Raw genomic sequence first — 17,014 nt, forward strand, 5'->3', positions numbered from 1 at the left:
CTATGTAAATTTTGTGCCAAAGAGAATTTTCGAGTTATTAATGTTTTGTTAAATTATTAATAAAAAAAGAAATCCGTCCTATTAAGTGCATAGGACGGATGATTATTTTAATTTTAATTAAAAGTATGGATGTTTATCCTAAGTAAGGATACTTATAATCTTTGGGCGAAACAAAAGTTTCTTTAATGCTTCTTACCGAAACCCATCTCAGTAAATTCATTTTAGAACCGGCTTTATCGTTGGTTCCTGAAGCTCTTGCTCCACCAAAAGGCTGCTGTCCTACGACGGCTCCTGTTGGTTTGTCATTGATGTAGAAGTTTCCTGCAGCGTTTTCTAAAGCTTTGTAAGCTTCGTCAATAGCATATCGGTCTTGGGAGAAAATCGCTCCGGTTAAAGAATAAGGGGAAGTTTCATCAACCAATTTCAAGGTTGCTGTCCAGTCTTTATCTTCATAAACATAAACAGAAATGATTGGCCCGAAGATTTCTTCGCAAACCGATTCATATCTTGGGTTAGAAGCTTCAATCACAGTAGGTTCTACGAACCATCCTTTTGAGTCGTTGCATTTCCCACCGATTACGATTTTCGCGTCGCTTGATTTTTCTGCTCTCTCAATATATCCCTTACATTTTTCGAAAGAATTTTTATCGATTACCGCGTTGACGAAATTCGACGGATCTTCAGGGCTTCCCATTTTAATGGTTTTCATCTGCGCGATCATCACTTCCTTCACCTCGTTCCAAAGCGATTGAGGAACGTACGCTCTTGAAGCTGCAGAGCATTTCTGCCCCTGATATTCGAAAGCGCCACGGACCATCGCAGTGGCCACTGCTTCTACATTTGCAGAAGGATGTACCATGATGAAATCTTTTCCACCGGTTTCCCCTACAATTCTTGGGTAGGTTTTGTAGGTGTGAATATTGTCACCCATCATTTTCCATAAATTCTGGAATACTTTGGTAGAACCGGTGAAGTGAAGTCCTGCAAAATCAGGATGTGCCAATACTTTTTCAGCGGTTTCTTTTCCGTCGGTGAAAATCATGTTGATAACCCCTGCAGGTAAACCCGCTTCGATAAGAGCTTCCATAATCACTTTTGCGGAATAAATCTGTTTGTCGGAAGGCTTCCAAACCACCACATTCCCCATCATTGCCATACAGGTTGGTAGGTTTCCGGCAATTGCAGTAAAGTTAAACGGCGTAACTGCAAAACAGAAACCTTCTAACGGACGGTATTCTGATCTGTTCCAGATTCCACTGTCTGAAACCGGTTGCTCGCTGTACATTTCTGTCATGAATTCTATGTTGAAGCGTAAAAAATCGATGAACTCACAGGCTGCATCAATCTCTGCCTGATGAACGTTTTTACTTTGTGCAATCATGGTTGCTGCGTTCAAACGGTCTCTGTACGGACCGGCGATTAAATCAGCCGCTTTCAGGAAAATCGCTGCACGGTGTTCCCAACCCAGATTATTCCATTTTTCTCTGGCTGCTAAAGCGGAGTTTATCGCATCATCAACATGGCTCATGTCTCCTTTATGGTAAAATCCTAAATTATGTTGATGATCCTGCGGAGAATTCATGACTACTTTATCGGCAGTTTTAATTTCTTTTCCGTTGATGACCATCGGTATTTCAACTTTCTCTTTCCACATTTTTTTATAAGTCGCGATCAGGGATTTTACCTCCTCTGAGCCCGGTTCATAAGTTCTAACCGGCTCGTTTACAGCGAAAGGAACCTGTGAAATTGCTTTTGACATATTTTTTAATTTTTATTGATTTAATGAATGTTACAAAGTTAAGGGAATTAGATTAATGTTCCAACATGAGAACCGTTACAAAATTCAGCGCTTGACCAGAATTTTGTCGCAAACCATTTTACTCAGTGTGATTTTATTTCCATCCTCTTTCAAAATACTCATGGACTGATCGTACTTTTCGATTTCCATGATCTGTAGTTTTTTGCCTAATTCCAATTCTTTACTATTAAGATAACTCAGAAATTCATCGTCAGAAACCGTTACCGAACTGAAAATAACGGGATCACCGATTTTGCAGCTGCTTAATTTTTGTAAATCCAGGGCGATGATATTTCCTTCTTTATCCGGAATCGGTTCGCCGTGCGGATCGAATTTTGGATATTGCAGAATCTCATCCATCTTATCGAAGAAAATATCAGAATGCACGTGCTCTAACTGTTCGGCAATTTCATGTACGTTTTCCCAACCGAAATTCATTTTTTCGACCAGAAACATTTCGGTAAGCCTGTGTTTTCTTACAATTAAGGCGGCCTGTTTATTCCCTTCTTCTGTTATTCTTAAAGGTTTGTAGGTTTCATAGATGATCCAGTTTTTTTGCGCAAACTTTTTCATCATATTATTAACACTGGGCATTTTTACATTTAAAAACTTGCTCAACTCATTTACAGTCACTGTGTTGTCGTCGTTTCTTAAATGAAAGATTGCTTTAAGGTAATTTTCTTCAGTAAGTGAAATCATAAAGTTAGATTGATGGTTGTGCAAATCTAACAAAATTAAAGCGTGTAAAAAATTACACGCTTTAATTTAAATAAAAATAAATGAAGGAAAATTCACATCTTTTTTTACAAATTTGAACCGAAAGTCCAATTCTAAAAATTGATGTTAAAAAAATGGTTATTAGTTTTATATTTTGTTAGTTTGATGATGCAAAGATGAATTAATTTATTTTTAAAATAAAGGTTTTTTCACCTATTTTGTATGGTTTTATTCACCCTTTTTTCTAAATTTAGTCCATGAAATATTCCTTTAAAAATGATTATGCCGAAGGCGCTCATCCTTTGGTTTTGGAAGCTTTGGTTCGCTCTAATCTTACCCAACAAAACGGCTACGGTCTGGACGAATTTTCGGTAAATTCGGAGCGCATTATCCAGCAGAAAATGAAAAACCCTAAGGCTAAAGTTTTTTTGGTTTCGGGAGGGACGCAGGCGAACTTAATTGTTATTTCGGCTTTTTTAAGACCACACGAAAGTGTTGTGTCCGCGGCGACCGGCCATATCTTCACCAATGAAAGCGGAGCAATCGAAGCGACGGGGCATAAAGTACACGGCATTGAAAATACAGACGGAAAAATTCGTCCTGCTGATATTCAAAAACTTATTGATGCTCATCAAAATAAACCCCATCAGGTGAAACAGAAAATGGTTTATATCTCGAACTCCACAGAGTTGGGAACGATTTATTCAAAGAAGGAACTGATCGATTTATACCAATTTTGTCAGGAAAAAAATCTTTATCTATTTGTTGACGGGGCCAGGTTAGGCCATGCTTTAACTGCCGAAACCAACGATTTGACCTTAGAGGATTTTGGCAGATATACCGATGCGTTTTATTTGGGTGGAACTAAAAACGGAGCTTTAATCGGGGAAGCAATTGTCATTAATAATGAAAATTTACAGGAGGAATTCGGGTTTCATTTAAAACAAAAAGGAGCCATGCTTGCAAAAGGCCGGTTGCTTGGCATCCAATTTCAGGAACTGTTGAAAGATGATCTTTATTTCGATCTGGCAAAGCATGCCAATGAGCAAGCCATGAAAATTAAGGAAGCTTTTAAACAGATCGGTTGCGATTTTCTGTGTGAAACTTTTACGAATCAGATATTCCCAATTTTAAATAACAATCAAATCGACCAGCTTTCCACTGACTTTGATTTTTACGTTTGGAAGAAACTGGACGAGGAAAAAGCTGCGGTCCGCTTAATTACTTCCTGGGCAACAAGCGATAAGATTATCAAAAAATTCATCAACGAAATAAAAAATTTAAAATGAAAAAATCAGTCTTCTTTTTGAGCGTATTGCTCTCCGTGTTTATCAATGCGCAAAAACAGGAAAAGGATCCTGAAATTTCAGCATATGTAAAATCGGTCAGCAAAGATTCGCTCCGGGCGAACATTGAAAAGCTGGTTAGTTTCGGAACGCGCCATACGATGAGTTCTACCATCGATAAAGATAAAGGAATCGGTGCTGCAAGAAACTGGGTCTTATCAAAGTTTAAAAATTACGCAAAAAATACGGGCGGAAGAATGGAAGTTTATCTCCAAAATGAAGATTTGCAACCCGACGGAAAGAGAATCAATAAAGTCACAAATCTGGGGAATGCAATTGCGTTTTTAAAAGGAACCGATCCCAAGGATCAAAGAGTCATTATTATTTCAGGCCACCTGGATTCCCGGGTTTCTGATGTGCTGAATTCGACTGATTATGCGCCAGGCGCTAATGATGACGGAAGCGGAGTTGCTGCGGTGATTGAAGCAGCGCGGGTTTTAAGCAAATCAAAGTTCCCGGCTTCTATTTTGTTTGTCGCGGTAAGTGGTGAAGAACAGGGATTATTGGGAGCGAAAATGCTTGCAGATAAAGCGAAAGCAGAGCATTGGCAAGTGGAAGCCGTACTGAATAATGACATGATTGGCAACAACAGTTTCGATGCACCAAAGAATGACGGAACCCCGAAACTGAGAGTTTTCAGCGAAGGTCTTCCCGCTTTTGAAACCGAAAAAACGGCCGCAAAGATCCGGAACTTTGGTTTGGAAAATGACGGAAATGCGCGCCAGCTTGCACGTTACGTAAAAGAAATTGGTGAGCAATATGTGAAGAATATCGACATCAAACTGATTTACAGAAACGACCGTTTTCTACGCGGTGGCGATCATACTCCGTTTGTTAACAACGGATTGACGGCGGTGCGCTTAACGGATTATTACGAAAATTACGACCATCAACATCAGGACATCAGAACGGAAGATAATAAAAAATATGGCGACCTGATTGAGTTCATGGACTTTGATTATTTGAAAACAAATACTGCGGTAAATGTTGCGGTGTTAGCCAATTTAGCAAAATCAACCCCTCAGCCTGAAAATGTGGTGATGGATGTGAAAGAGCTTTCTAATTCGACCAAACTGAGTTGGGAAAAACCCATTTCAGGAAAAGTAAAAGGATATTATATTTTATACAGAGAAACGGACAGTTCTGTCTGGACTCATAAAATTTTCACCGCCGACACTTCGTACACGGTTCCGCTTTCCAAGGATAATTACCTTTTTGCGGTACAGAGTATTTCGGTTTCCGGAAACCAAAGTTTGCCGGTGATTCCGAAAGTATCCAGATAAAAAAATTCGTCCCGTTATTGAACGGGACGATTTTTATATTTTAACTAAAAGTTTAGTTATTATAAATCTTCAAATTTATCTACAATTTTCTGTGAAACTCCCGTTTTGCTGAAACCACCATCATGGAAAAGATTTTGCATGGTTACTTTTCTCGTTAAATCTGAGAAAAGACTTACACAATAGTTTGCACAATCCAATGCATCGGCATTTCCAAGCGGAGACATATCATCTGCGAAATTGAAAAAGCCGCTGATACCTTTCACACCAGCTCCAGCTTTCGTCATTACCGGAGATTGAGAAATGGTATTTACGCGCACTTTTCTGTCGCCCCAATAATATCCGAAACTTCTTGCAATACTTTCCAGGTATGATTTGTTGTCTGCCATATCACCGTAGTTCGGGAATACGCGTTGTGCAGCGATATAAGTTAAGGCCAAAATAGAGCCCCATTCGTTCATGATATCTCGGTCCCAAGCTGCTTTCATTACTTTGTGAAAAGATACCGAAGAAACATCCCAACCTTTTTCTAAGAAATCGTAATTAAGATCAGTATATGATTTTCCTTTTCTAATGTTTACCGACATTCCAATGGAGTGCAGGATAAAATCAATCTTTCCAAATTTTTCTTCAGCATGAGCAAAAAGTTTATCCAAATCTTCAACAGAAGTTGCATCTGCAGCAATAACATCTGAACCGGTTTTTTTGGCCAGTTCATCAATTTCTCCCATTCTCATTGCGATTGGTGCGTTGGAAAGAATAAATTCAGCTCCTTCTTCATGGCATCTTTCTGCAACTTTCCATGCGATCGACTGATCGTTTAAAGCTCCGAAGATAATTCCTTTCTTCCCTTTTAGTAATCCGTATGACATAATCTTAATTTTAGACAAATTTAAAAAATTTTTATTGTTTAACGCATAAAAAAAGAGCCGTAAGTAATACGACTCTTTTTCTTATCTGTTATTTAATTTAGTTAGTGGATTTTCTAACTTCTGATTTTGCATCTTCTGCAGTATCTTTGGTTTTATCCCAAGCATCATCTGCTACGTCTTTGGTTTTTTCCCATGCGCTGGAGACGGCATCTTTCGTATCATGCCAAGCATCTGCTACATTTTCTTTCGCTCTTTCCAGCCAACCTTCGTGAGTTGGTTCTGCATTTTTTTCTTTTTGTTCGCGGATGTAATCTTTGGCTCTGTCAGCATAGTCGCTTACGGTCCATTTTGCTTTTTCTACTGCGTTTTCTGCTTTGTTATAATCCTGTCTGTCCATAATAGTAATTTTTAATGTTAATATTTAGTTATTGAAAGTATAATTAGCGGATAACTTGCAAGTTCTATTCCTAAAAAGTCAAATCTTTGTTAAACCTATTATAAAGTTTTCTTAAAATTGTGATTTATTGTTTTTCATATCGTCGTTTTAAGACATTTGTTTTCTATTTTTGAAATAAAGTTTAACACATGGAAGTAGTGCGCTGCGGTTGGTCGGAAAAAGATGATTTGTATCGGAAATATCATGATGAAGAATGGGGCAAACCTGTTTACGATGATGAAACTATCTTTGAATTTCTGGTTTTAGAAAGTTTTCAGGCCGGACTTTCCTGGTATACCATTTTGAAGAAAAGAGAAAATTTTAAGGAGTCATTTGATCATTTTAATTACCAGATAATTGCAGAATATGCTGAGGATAAAGTGGAAGAGTTGATGAATAATACCGGAATTATAAGAAACAGATTAAAGATTTTAGCCACTATAAATAATGCTCAGAAATTTCAGGAAGTGCAAAAAGAGTTCGGGACTTTTTCAAAATACATCTGGAATTTTGTGGGTGGAAAACCCATTATCAATCACCCTAAAACTTTACAGGACGTTCCGGCTACGACTGAAATTTCAGATGCTTTGGCAAAAGATTTAAAGAAGCGGGGATTTAAGTTTTTAGGCTCAACCGTGGTTTACGCGCATATGCAGGCAACGGGCATGGTTGATGATCATGTGGTTGATTGTCACTGCAGCAATTTATAAAATATCGCTTCGAACAATTAGATTCAACTCCATGTTATTAATATCGATCGTTTAATATTCTCTCAGAGTATTCTTTGCCAATTGTTTTTTCATCAACCAACTTTATAATGTAAAATAGGAATGATGGAGCCTGTTTTATTGGCTGTGGGACTTTATGTAACGAGTGGCTGTATAATTTGATTTTACCGCTCAAAAGTAATTTAGCATATAATTCATTAACACTCTTTAAATCTTGTTTTGACATTATCTGAAATTCAGGATTGAAAATCCTTTGATCAAAACATCTCAACTTTAAATAATTATATTTTCCGATATAATTGCCGGGGCCGAAAAAGCTGGAAGAACCAGGATATCTTCTTTCACCTTTATAATAATTCGTATAAAGTTCCATCTTTTGGATTTCCCGGTAGGGGATTTTCTCCTTATTTATTTGAATATAATCTTTTTCAAAAATTAAATCTCCGATGATATCTGAATTCAGTTTTTCATAATCGAACATTGTATAAAAGATCAGCGATAATATTGCAACTGATAGAAAAATCAGAATTAAATTTAAATAGGAATTTGTCGCTATTTTCAGAATTAAAAAAACTAAGATAAAAAAGCACACGGCAGCCCATTGCGCATTTGTAATTCCACCTATGAAATTTTTTCTTTTTTGTATAATTTTAAATGTCATCATAAAAAAATGCCGAAGCACTAACTTCGGCAAAAATATAGAATGTATATCTTATTTAATAATTCTGTCCAAAACCCACTCGATCATATTTTTTTCTGAAGCGTGGTGATCGGCGGAAAATTCGCCTCTTCTTCTGTTTGCAATAACAGAATTCACAGTGATTGCTTTGTGTCCCAGTAATTTAGAAAGTGCGTAGATCGCAGAAGTTTCCATCTCGAAATTGGTAATTCCTAAATCATTTAAAGTTTCCAGGAATTGGTCATCAATTGCTTTCAAACGCAGCTGTCTTCCCTGTGGTGCGTAGAAACCCGGGAAAGTCGCGGTGTTTCCGTGGTATTTTGCATCCTTATAATATTCGCCCATTTCTTTAGACCAATCAGAAAAATACAGCATCGGTTTGATTTTTTCGTAAGGGAATTTTGACATGAAGGTCTTAGAAAATTCATTTTCAAATGCATAATCAGAGTAGAAATGCATCAGCCCATCAAGCCCAACCACATTTTCTGTTACCAACATATTGTCAACTTCCACATCAGGATTCACACTTCCACAAGTTCCCATTCTGAATAATTCCAGAGCCGTATGATCAGTTTTAAACTCTTTGTTTTTCAGATCGATATTCACCAGCGCATCCAGTTCGTTCATTACGATATCGATGTTTTCGGTTCCGATTCCGGTGGACATTACCGTAATTCTTTCACCGCGCAAGGTTCCGGTATGCGTATAAAATTCTCTTTTGTTTTTTTTGATTTCGATTTTGTCAAAATATTTAGAAACTTTCGGAACACGGTCCGGATCACCCACCAACATGATTTTTCCGGCAATATCTTCCGGTAATAAGTTTAAGTGATAGACACTTCCGTCGTCATTGAGCACCAATTCTGATGCAGCTAATTTATTAAGCATATTCTATTTTTTATTTTTTTAATTATTGTTTCGCAGGCTTTCCGTCTTGCGTTCCCAGCGGTCTTTTATTTCCTATCCGTCTTTTATTAACCGCCGACCCGTTTCGTTTTATAGCCCATCTCTTTCAGGATGACCATTATTTTATCGCGGTTGTCTCCCTGGATGATAATTATGCCGTCTTTTTCAGAACCGCCAATTCCTAAGGTAGTTTTTATTTTCTTGGAAATTTTTTTCAGGGCGTCTTCACTGCCTTCGAAGCCTTCAACTAAAGTTACCGGTTTACCATGTCTTCCCTTTTTTTCAAATTTACAGATGAGCGGTTCTTTCTGCACGAATTTCTCTACCGGCATTTCGAAATCCTGTTCTTCGTGATCAGGGAATATATTTTTGAGTTGATCTCTTAAATCCATCTAACAAAATTAATAAATTAATATGGGTTTTCATCTCAAACTAATTCTTTTCCAAGCAGAAAATACAATTAATGATGTTTTCATCTACGTATCTCCTTTTTTAATCATCATGAAGATTTTTTAACGCAATGGCGTAAAGATTTCATTTTACCAACAGGCTGTTTTTCATTCTTCTTTTACACTTAGCAGGGGTAGAAAAATATATCTTTATTATTATTAATTGCAGATATACCTATTTTCATTCATTTCAATTGATATAATCATAAAATATTCATAAAATTTAAGTTTGGTTCGTTTTGTTCAGAACTAATTTATATTTTTGCAGATTAAATTAAAATAATGATACAAATCGACAAGGCCTTATTTTGTGATATGGTCAAGTTTTATGGGGAAGCCTTCCATTTGCCGCCACTTGCTGCAAAAATCTATTCATATCTGATTTTCGATTTTGAGAGGGAAGGCGTTTCTTTTGATGAATTTGTAGTGGTTTTTTCGGCCAGCAAAAGTTCCATTTCATCAAATCTTAATTTACTCCTGAATCTTAATATCATTACCGACTTTAATAAAATCGATGAAAGGAAACGGTTTTTTGTGATGAATGAAAAATACATGAAAATTCGTTTCGAAGAAATTATCGAAAAAATGGAAAGTGAATTATCGCTTTTAAATAAGCTGAAAGCCTTCCGCAACACCAGTGACGAAAATGCATTGCGAAAGTTTGAGGTTTACAGTAACCTTTTTAATAAAAGTATTACTAATATAAAAGATACGCTTGATCAACTTTAAATAATACGAAATCCAACTTCATTTAGAGAAAAATCCGGTGAAGTTTCATTATAAAATTAAATTTATGAAAAATAAAATTATTTTATTGTCTTTCGCTGCTTTGTCGGTTTTATCCTGCAAAAAAGAAGACGGTAAACCTGCTCAAGGCCCAAAAGTTGTGACAACCGTTGCGGTTGAAAATAGAAATGTGACCGGGTATTCTAAGTTTCCGGCAAGCATCGAAGGCCGTGTAAACAACGATGTCCGTGCAAAAATGCAGGGATATATCACGCAGGTTTTGGTAGATGAAGGGCAGTATGTTACGAAAGGTCAGCCATTGTTCCGTTTAGAAACTAATTCATTAAGTCAGTCTGCAAATGCTGCAAAAGCAGGAGTAGGTGCGGCGCAATCCAGCGTTTCTGCCGCAGGTGCCAACGTAAAAGCTGCGCAGTCTGCAGTAAGCGCAGCGCAGGTAGAGGTGAATAAACTGAAACCTTTGGTAGAAAAAAATATTATCAGTAATGTACAGCTGCAAACTGCAGAAGCGAATCTGGCGAGGGCCCAGGCTCAGGTTGCCCAGGCTGTTGCCGCTAAGCAACAGGCTTCTGCTGGCGTTGCCCAGGCCCAGGCTAATTACCAAGGTGCTCAGGCAAATGTTGATTACTCTGTGATCCGTGCTCCCATTTCTGGAGTGATTGGTAAAATTAATTTCCGTACCGGAAGTTTGGTTGGTCCCGGAGATCCGATGCCTATTTCCACCGTTTCGGATACCAGCGAGTTGTATGCCTATTTTTCAATGAACGAAAAGCAATATCTTGATTTTCTGAAAAATTCTGTCGGAGCGACTGTTCCCGAAAAAATAAAAAACATGCCGTCCATCGAACTATTATTGGCAAATGGCGATTTATATGAAGAGAAAGGTTACGTGAAAGCAGTGACCGGGCAAATCGATGCCAACACAGGAAGTATTCAGTTCCGGGTTTCTTTCCCCAATCCGAAAAAATTATTGAGCAACGGAAATAGCGGAACGGTTAGAATTCCGATTACATATGATAATGCATTGGTCATCCCTGAAAGTGCTACTATTGAGCAACAAGGTTTGGTTTACATTTATAAAGTAAAACAAGATACTGCGAAGAGTGCTGTGATTTCCGTAATCGATCGTGTGAATAATATGGTCGTTATAAAAGATGGAGCCCAGAAAGGAGATGTCGTTGTTGCGGAAGGTGTGGGAACTTTAAAATCTGGAAGTCTGGTAAAACCACAACCGAAGAAATTTGATGATATTATTAATGCCATAAAACCGATTTTCTAACAAGATGATAAAAAAATTTATAAACAGACCGGTTTTATCAACGGTAATTTCCATCATGATTGTTATTTTGGGAATTCTGGGATTAATTTCTTTACCGGTCACACAGTATCCAGATATTGCACCGCCAACGGTGCGTATCTCTGCAAACTATACCGGAGCCAATGCGCAAACGGTAATGAACAGTGTAGTTATTCCGATTGAAGAACAAGTAAATGGAGTAGAAGGAATGGATTACATTTCTTCATCTGCCGGCAACAACGGTTCTGCTTCGATTCAAATTTTCTTTAAACAGGGAATTGATCCAGATATCGCAGCGGTAAACGTTCAGAATCAGGTTCAGCGTGCCATTCCGCTTCTTCCTTCTGAGGTGACGAGATCTGGAGTACAGGTGAGCAAGCAGCAGACGAGTGCTTTGATGTTTCTTTCTTTCTACACGGCAAATCCTAACTTAGATGAGGTTTGGTTGCAGAATTATTTGAACATTAATGTTATCCCAGAATTAAAAAGGGTTAATGGTGTCGGTGATGCCCAGGTTTTTGGTGGAAAAAATTATTCCATGAGAATTTGGCTGGATCCTGCGAAAATGGCAGCCTATGGTTTGGAGCCATCAGAAGTTTCTGCCGCAATTAATGATCAATCGAGAGAAGCAGCTGCAGGTGCCTTAGGTGAAAATAGTGGAGGATCATTCCAGTATATTATTACCTACAAAGGAAAATATAATGAAGTTGATGAATTTGACAATATTATTCTCCGTGCACTTGGTAATGGGGAATATCTCCGGTTAAAGGATGTGGCAGAAATTAAACTGGATTCACAATCTTATGCTGGAATTGGTGAAAGTAATGGTAACCGCTCCATCAGTATGGGGATTTTCCAAACACCAGGCTCTAATGCGCAGGATATTATTAACAATATAAAAGTCTTATTAAAAGAAACGGAAAAAACTTTGCCCGAAGGAGTTGGTTATAATATCAACTTTGATACGAATGAATTCTTAGATGCCTCAATTCAAAAAGTAGTTACTACCTTATTAGAAGCATTTGTCTTGGTATTCCTGGTCGTCTTCTTATTTCTACAGGATTTCAGATCGACTCTAATTCCGGCGATTGCCGTCCCGGTTTCGATTATTGGTACCTTCTTTTTTCTGAATTTATTCGGATACTCCATTAACTTATTAACGCTTTTTGCCCTGGTTCTTGCCATTGGAATTGTAGTTGATGATGCAATTGTTGTGGTAGAGGCCGTTCACGCAAAAATGGAAGGTGGTATTACCGATGCAAAAAAAGCTACCGTGGAAGCGATGGACGAAATTACTGGTGCGATTATCTCAATTACTTTGGTAATGGCGGCGGTATTTATCCCTGTAACTTTCCTTACTGGTCCGACAGGAGTTTTCTACCAGCAATTCGGAATCACCTTAATTATTGCGATTTTAATTTCAGCCGTCAACGCTTTGACTTTAAGCCCAGTGCTTTGTGCTATGTTTTTGAAACCGCCTGCTCATCATACGAAAGAATATGCGAATATGAATTTCATGCAAAAATTCTTTTCTAAATTTAATGCAGGATTTAATGCTGGAACAAAAAAATATGGTCAATCCTTTAATTTCATTTTAAGAAATAAATGGATGAGTTTATTGGTCATCTTTGCTGCCGGAGCAGTCACTTTTTGGTGGGCGAGTTCTACCATGCCGACAGGGTTTATCCCGAAGGAAGACCGTGGAATTTTATTTACAGACGTGCAACTGCCACCGGGTGCATCATTGGAAAGAACCTATAATGTTTTATCAGATCTTCAAAAAGAAGCAAGAAAAATTCCGGGCGTTCTAAACGTAACCTTTACGGCGAGTCGCGGATTTATGTCTGGATCCGGTTCAAATGTCGGTCAGGCTTTCATTAAGTTGAAACCATTTGATGAGCGTGGAAAAGCGGACGGTCAAAGTATTGATGAAATTACCGGGCGTTTATTTGGAATCACCAGTAAATATCCCGACGCAAAAATTATTTTCTTCTCCCCACCAAGTGTTCCTGGATTTGGAACGAGTGACGGATTTTCGACTGTTTTACTTGATAAATCTGGTGGCGATATTAATGAACTAAGTAAAGTCACTCAGAGTTTTGTGGGTGCTTTAATGCAAAGGCCGGAAATTCAGTTCGCCTCAACCTCATTTAATACCAACTATCCACAATATCAAATGGTGGTAAATGTGCCTAGAGCAAAAGAAAGTGGGGTTACATTGAACAGTATTTTAACTACGATGCAAGGTTATATTGGTGGGATTTACTCTTCTGATTTCACCAAATACGGAAAGCAGTTTCGGGTAATGATTCAAGCTTTGCCGAATGACAGAAAATCTCCCGAAAACTTAAATTCTATATTTGTTAGAACTGCCTCTGGAAGCATGGCACCTATTTCACAGTTTGTTACTTTGGAAAAAAGCTTTGGGCCACAGTCGCTCGAGCGGTACAACCTATTTACCTCGGTAGCCATTAATGGTTCCAGTAATCCTGGTTTTTCTACCGGAGACGCCATTAAAGCGGTTCAAGAAGTTGCAGCAGAGAATTTGCCGGCCAATTATGATGTTGAATTTACCGGTTTGACAAAAGAAGAAATGAAAGCAGGGTCGCAAACTTATGTGGTGTTTTTATTGAGTTTCCTATTTATTTATTTTATTTTGGCTGCTCAGTATGAAAGTTACCTGTTGCCTTTCTCTGTGATCTTTTCACTTCCTTTAGGGGTAATAGGTGCTTTTTTCGGACAAAGGATTTTCGGGTTGGAGAATAATATTTATTTCCAGATTGCCATTATTATGTTGATTGGATTGCTGGCTAAGAACGCGATTCTGATCGTTGAGTTTGCAGTTCAGCGGCGTCATCATGGGGAATCAATTGCCATGTCGGCGATTAATGCGGCAAAAGCCAGGTTAAGACCGATTCTGATGACCTCTTTCGCCTTTATCTTTGGGATGGTTCCCTTGGTTTTTGCAACCGGAATTGGGTCTGTGGGTAACCGTTCCATTGCGACGGGTGCTGCATCAGGATTATTAATCGGGACTTTCTTTGGGTTGATTGCCATTCCTGTATTGTACGTTATTTTCCAGTATCTGCAGGAGAAAGTAGTGCCATTGAAAGACAAAGAAATCAACCTCGGAGAATAATTGAAAGTCAAAAACTTTTAAGAAAATTAAAAAAATGAATAAATACTTCAATATAAAAATACTTTCGGTTGTTTTTTCGGCGTTCGTACTGACTTCATGTATGACGCGGGAGAAATATGAAACACCCAAAGAGGCCATCAACGAGAATCTTTTCCGCACCGATTTATTGCCAAAAGATTCTATAAGTATGGCAACCGTTTCGTGGAGAGAAATTTTCACCGACCCTGTTTTGCAAAAGCATATTGCCAAAGCTTTGGACAATAATTTAGATGTAAGAGTCGCACTGCAAAATATCAGTGCAGCAGATTCTTATTTAAAGCAGAGTAAAGCAGCTTATCTGCCGACTCTTTCCGCAGGTCCAAACTATACTTTCCAGACGCAGTCGCTGAATACGCAGTCGGGACAGCTTTTGAATCAAAGAAATTACGGCAGTCAGTTTGATGTTACTGCAAATGTTGGCTGGGAAGCCGATATTTGGGGAAAACTGAAATCTCAGCAAAAAGCCCAGTTAGCGGCTTATTTGGGAACTGTAGCTGCGCATCAGGCAGTAAAAAGTGATTTGGTTGCGGCAGTTGCATCGGCTTATTACCAATTGTTGACTTTCGATGATCAGAAAAGAATCATCAACGAAACCATCATTTTAAGAAATAAAAACTTAGAAACCACCAAAGCATTGAAGGATGCCGGAACGGTAACTGAAGTCGCAGTTCAGCAAAGTGAAGCTCTGGTTTTCAATGCAGAATCTATGCTGATCAGTATTGATATTCAGATTGCCTTGCTCGAAAACACCCTTAGCGTTTTGATGGGTGAACCTTCGCACGCCATCGAAAGAACCAGTATTGCTGCACAGAAAATGCCAGTGAGTCTGGCGCTGGGTTATCCTGCGAATCTGTTGCAAAACCGTCCTGACGTAAAAGCTGCCGAATATAATTTAATGAACGCTTTTGAACTGACCAATGCCGCGAAAGCTAATTTCTACCCAAGTTTACGGTTGACCGGAAGTGCCGGAATTGTGGCCAAAGATTTGGATCAACTGTTCAGTGCGAGTTCTCTTTTTGCTAATGTCGTAACAGGTTTGGCACAGCCGATTTTAAATAAAAGACAGATCAAGACCCAATACGAAGTCAGTTTAGCACAGAAAGAAATTGCTTATCTGAACTTTAGAAAATCACTGTTAAATGCCGGAAGAGAAGTTTCTGACGCGTTGAAGATTTATCAGTCGCAAGACGGTTTCATCAATTTGAAAAGAAAAGAAATGAATGCGTACAAAAACTCTGTGAACTATTCCCAGGAATTGGTGAATTACGGAATGGCAAACTATCTGGAAGTCATCAATGCAAGTGTGAATCAGCTGAATGCTGAGCTGAATATTTCAACCGCGGAATATTCTAAACTGGATGCAGGAATTGAGTTGTACCGCGCACTTGGCGGCGGTTGGAGATAATTTTTGGAAAAGGGATGCGGAAACCAAAATTTTCAAATGAGTTTATATTTTATTGCAGTTGTTCCTCATAAGGGACTTCGTCAGAAAGCCAGAGTTTTCAGTAAAGATTTTGCTGAAAGATTTAACTCTGTAAAATCATTTGAAAACTTCCCTCATATCACCATTATTAAACCTTTTCATTTCGATGAAAATCAGGAAAAAATATTGGTTGAAAGTTTCTCTTTAATGAATTTGAAATGCACTCCTTTTGAGGTGTTTCTGAAAAATTTCGGATGTTTTCCGAATAAAGAAAAACCGGTTATTTTTATCAAACCCGTAAACTCAACCGAACTTCAACATCTGTACGATGAGGTTCAGCCGCTGATGAAATTTCATTCTTATGCGAAAATTCATCCTCATCTTACGGTCGCATACAAAGATTTAAGCCCGGAAAATTTTCAGAAAGCCTGGCAGGAATATCAGACAAAAACTTTTGAAGATTCTTTTATGGTAGATAAAATATGCCTTTTTAAACATGAAAATAAAAAGTGGAATCTTCTTAAAATCAAATATTTAGGATAATTATTTATTTGCCACGAATGCACGGATGTTTTTCAAATTTTACTGAAAACTCATTCGTGCATTCGTGGCAATTCTTTATTTTAAATATTTAAAGAATTCCCACATCACAATTCCGCCACACACAGAAACATTTAAAGAATGCTTCGTTCCCAACTGAGGAATCTCCAGGAAAGTATCGTAATATGACAGCGCTTCATCGCTCAATCCATCCACTTCGTTTCCTAAAACCAAAGCGTATTTTTCGTCTTTATTAATGGAATAATCGGTGATCACTTTTGAGTTGGATGTCTGCTCGATTCCTATAATTTTGAAGTTTTCCTTTTTTAAATTCTGAAGTGCTTCGGAAATGTCTTTTTCATAAACCCAATCGACGCTTTCGGTAGCTCCCAAAGCGGCTTTGTGAATTTCCCGGTGCGGCGGTTGCGGCGTAATCCCGCACAACACCACTTTTTCGATTAAGAAAGCATCTGCCGTTCGGAAAATTGCACCCACATTGTGCATGCTCCGAACATTATCCAAAACCACAACGAGGGGTGTTTTTTTTGCTTCTTTGAAGGTTTCGATATCTATTCTTCCTAATTCTTCGAGTTTCAGTTTCTTTGTGGATGACATTTTCGT

The 17,014-nt window shown here is 38.2% G+C and carries 16 protein-coding genes; 8 read left to right on the forward strand and 8 right to left on the reverse strand.

Features of this window, described 5'->3' with window-relative positions:
- Positions 1 to 133 precede the first annotated feature (133 nt).
- Together pruA and NBC122_RS05365 are read right to left on the reverse strand one after the other, a co-directional pair.
- Entirely contained in the window at positions 134 to 1,759 is a 1,626-nt protein-coding gene (gene pruA / locus NBC122_RS05360; protein WP_133439386.1) for an L-glutamate gamma-semialdehyde dehydrogenase, read from the reverse strand.
- Positions 1,760 to 1,843: 84 nt separating this feature from the next.
- Complete coding sequence (locus tag NBC122_RS05365; protein ID WP_133439387.1) at positions 1,844 to 2,497, reverse strand: metal-dependent transcriptional regulator; 654 nt, start codon at positions 2,495 to 2,497, stop codon at positions 1,844 to 1,846.
- Between the two features lie 275 nt (positions 2,498 to 2,772).
- Between NBC122_RS05365 and NBC122_RS05370 the strand changes: the two genes are divergently transcribed.
- The gene (locus NBC122_RS05370; protein WP_133439388.1) at positions 2,773 to 3,804 is read left to right on the forward strand and encodes a threonine aldolase family protein; all 1,032 of its coding nucleotides are present in this window, start codon (positions 2,773 to 2,775) and stop codon (positions 3,802 to 3,804) included.
- Positions 3,801 to 5,144, forward strand: coding sequence for a M28 family metallopeptidase (locus NBC122_RS05375; RefSeq protein ID WP_133439389.1), 1,344 nt, complete (start codon positions 3,801 to 3,803; stop codon positions 5,142 to 5,144). Before NBC122_RS05370 ends, NBC122_RS05375 begins: the two co-directional genes overlap by 4 nt.
- Positions 5,145 to 5,203: 59 nt before the next feature.
- Here the strand turns inward: NBC122_RS05375 and NBC122_RS05380 are convergent, their stop codons facing one another.
- Both NBC122_RS05380 and NBC122_RS05385 read right to left on the reverse strand, forming a co-directional pair.
- Positions 5,204 to 6,013 (reverse strand): enoyl-ACP reductase FabI, encoded by an 810-nt coding sequence (locus NBC122_RS05380; RefSeq protein ID WP_133439390.1) that lies wholly within the window; start codon positions 6,011 to 6,013, stop codon positions 5,204 to 5,206.
- A gap of 97 nt (positions 6,014 to 6,110) precedes the next feature.
- Complete coding sequence (locus NBC122_RS05385; protein ID WP_133439391.1) at positions 6,111 to 6,410, reverse strand: hypothetical protein; 300 nt, start codon at positions 6,408 to 6,410, stop codon at positions 6,111 to 6,113.
- 188 nt (positions 6,411 to 6,598) lie between these two features.
- On the opposite strand from NBC122_RS05385, the gene NBC122_RS05390 reads away from it, so the two are divergent.
- The gene (locus tag NBC122_RS05390; protein WP_133439392.1) at positions 6,599 to 7,159 is read left to right on the forward strand and encodes a DNA-3-methyladenine glycosylase I; all 561 of its coding nucleotides are present in this window, start codon (positions 6,599 to 6,601) and stop codon (positions 7,157 to 7,159) included.
- A gap of 37 nt (positions 7,160 to 7,196) precedes the next feature.
- On the opposite strand, the gene NBC122_RS05395 is transcribed toward NBC122_RS05390, so the two are convergent.
- The 3 genes from NBC122_RS05395 to NBC122_RS05405 all read right to left on the reverse strand — a co-directional run bounded on the left by NBC122_RS05395 (position 7,197) and on the right by NBC122_RS05405 (position 9,154).
- Positions 7,197 to 7,658 carry a hypothetical protein gene (locus NBC122_RS05395; protein ID WP_133439393.1) on the reverse strand — a complete coding sequence of 154 codons (462 nt, stop codon included), beginning with the start codon at positions 7,656 to 7,658 and terminating at the stop codon, positions 7,197 to 7,199.
- Between the two features lie 231 nt (positions 7,659 to 7,889).
- Complete coding sequence (locus tag NBC122_RS05400; RefSeq protein ID WP_133439394.1) at positions 7,890 to 8,744, reverse strand: nucleoside phosphorylase; 855 nt, start codon at positions 8,742 to 8,744, stop codon at positions 7,890 to 7,892.
- Between the two features lie 86 nt (positions 8,745 to 8,830).
- A complete protein-coding gene (locus NBC122_RS05405; RefSeq protein ID WP_133439395.1) occupies positions 8,831 to 9,154 on the reverse strand; it encodes a translation initiation factor in 324 nt (107 codons plus the stop codon).
- A 339-nt stretch (positions 9,155 to 9,493) separates the two neighbouring features.
- On the opposite strand from NBC122_RS05405, the gene NBC122_RS05410 reads away from it, so the two are divergent.
- The 5 genes from NBC122_RS05410 to NBC122_RS05430 all read left to right on the forward strand — a co-directional run bounded on the left by NBC122_RS05410 (position 9,494) and on the right by NBC122_RS05430 (position 16,396).
- Entirely contained in the window at positions 9,494 to 9,940 is a 447-nt protein-coding gene (locus NBC122_RS05410; protein ID WP_246012460.1) for a transcriptional regulator, read from the forward strand.
- Between the two features lie 64 nt (positions 9,941 to 10,004).
- Positions 10,005 to 11,234, forward strand: a complete 1,230-nt coding sequence (locus NBC122_RS05415; RefSeq protein WP_133439397.1) for an efflux RND transporter periplasmic adaptor subunit — start codon at positions 10,005 to 10,007, stop codon at positions 11,232 to 11,234.
- A gap of 4 nt (positions 11,235 to 11,238) precedes the next feature.
- A complete protein-coding gene (locus NBC122_RS05420; RefSeq protein WP_133439398.1) occupies positions 11,239 to 14,391 on the forward strand; it encodes an efflux RND transporter permease subunit in 3,153 nt (1,050 codons plus the stop codon).
- Positions 14,392 to 14,425: 34 nt separating this feature from the next.
- The gene (locus NBC122_RS05425; RefSeq protein WP_133439399.1) at positions 14,426 to 15,835 is read left to right on the forward strand and encodes an efflux transporter outer membrane subunit; all 1,410 of its coding nucleotides are present in this window, start codon (positions 14,426 to 14,428) and stop codon (positions 15,833 to 15,835) included.
- A gap of 36 nt (positions 15,836 to 15,871) precedes the next feature.
- On the forward strand, positions 15,872 to 16,396 hold the full coding sequence (locus NBC122_RS05430; protein WP_133439400.1) for a 2'-5' RNA ligase family protein: 525 nt from the start codon (positions 15,872 to 15,874) through the stop codon (positions 16,394 to 16,396).
- A gap of 75 nt (positions 16,397 to 16,471) precedes the next feature.
- Here the strand turns inward: NBC122_RS05430 and NBC122_RS05435 are convergent, their stop codons facing one another.
- The gene (locus tag NBC122_RS05435; protein WP_133439401.1) at positions 16,472 to 17,008 is read right to left on the reverse strand and encodes an RNA methyltransferase; all 537 of its coding nucleotides are present in this window, start codon (positions 17,006 to 17,008) and stop codon (positions 16,472 to 16,474) included.
- Positions 17,009 to 17,014: the final 6 nt, after the last annotated feature.

Origin of the sequence: Chryseobacterium salivictor, from assembly GCF_004359195.1 — a bacterium.
Taxonomy (GTDB): Bacteria; Bacteroidota; Bacteroidia; order Flavobacteriales; family Weeksellaceae; genus Kaistella; species Kaistella salivictor.

Coding starts and splice junctions, on each gene's coding strand:
- NBC122_RS05380 (WP_133439390.1), bottom strand. CDS start 6,013: ATGTCATACGGATTACTAAAAGGGAAGAAAGGAATTATCTTCGGAGCT.
- NBC122_RS05430 (WP_133439400.1), top strand. CDS start 15,872: ATGAGTTTATATTTTATTGCAGTTGTTCCTCATAAGGGACTTCGTCAG.
- NBC122_RS05395 (WP_133439393.1), bottom strand. CDS start 7,658: ATGTTCGATTATGAAAAACTGAATTCAGATATCATCGGAGATTTAATT.
- NBC122_RS05405 (WP_133439395.1), bottom strand. CDS start 9,154: ATGGATTTAAGAGATCAACTCAAAAATATATTCCCTGATCACGAAGAA.
- NBC122_RS05415 (WP_133439397.1), top strand. CDS start 10,005: ATGAAAAATAAAATTATTTTATTGTCTTTCGCTGCTTTGTCGGTTTTA.
- NBC122_RS05410 (WP_246012460.1), top strand. CDS start 9,494: ATGATACAAATCGACAAGGCCTTATTTTGTGATATGGTCAAGTTTTAT.
- NBC122_RS05400 (WP_133439394.1), bottom strand. CDS start 8,744: ATGCTTAATAAATTAGCTGCATCAGAATTGGTGCTCAATGACGACGGA.
- pruA (WP_133439386.1), bottom strand. CDS start 1,759: ATGTCAAAAGCAATTTCACAGGTTCCTTTCGCTGTAAACGAGCCGGTT.
- NBC122_RS05375 (WP_133439389.1), top strand. CDS start 3,801: ATGAAAAAATCAGTCTTCTTTTTGAGCGTATTGCTCTCCGTGTTTATC.
- NBC122_RS05435 (WP_133439401.1), bottom strand. CDS start 17,008: ATGTCATCCACAAAGAAACTGAAACTCGAAGAATTAGGAAGAATAGAT.
- NBC122_RS05365 (WP_133439387.1), bottom strand. CDS start 2,497: ATGATTTCACTTACTGAAGAAAATTACCTTAAAGCAATCTTTCATTTA.
- NBC122_RS05425 (WP_133439399.1), top strand. CDS start 14,426: ATGAATAAATACTTCAATATAAAAATACTTTCGGTTGTTTTTTCGGCG.
- NBC122_RS05385 (WP_133439391.1), bottom strand. CDS start 6,410: ATGGACAGACAGGATTATAACAAAGCAGAAAACGCAGTAGAAAAAGCA.
- NBC122_RS05420 (WP_133439398.1), top strand. CDS start 11,239: ATGATAAAAAAATTTATAAACAGACCGGTTTTATCAACGGTAATTTCC.
- NBC122_RS05390 (WP_133439392.1), top strand. CDS start 6,599: ATGGAAGTAGTGCGCTGCGGTTGGTCGGAAAAAGATGATTTGTATCGG.
- NBC122_RS05370 (WP_133439388.1), top strand. CDS start 2,773: ATGAAATATTCCTTTAAAAATGATTATGCCGAAGGCGCTCATCCTTTG.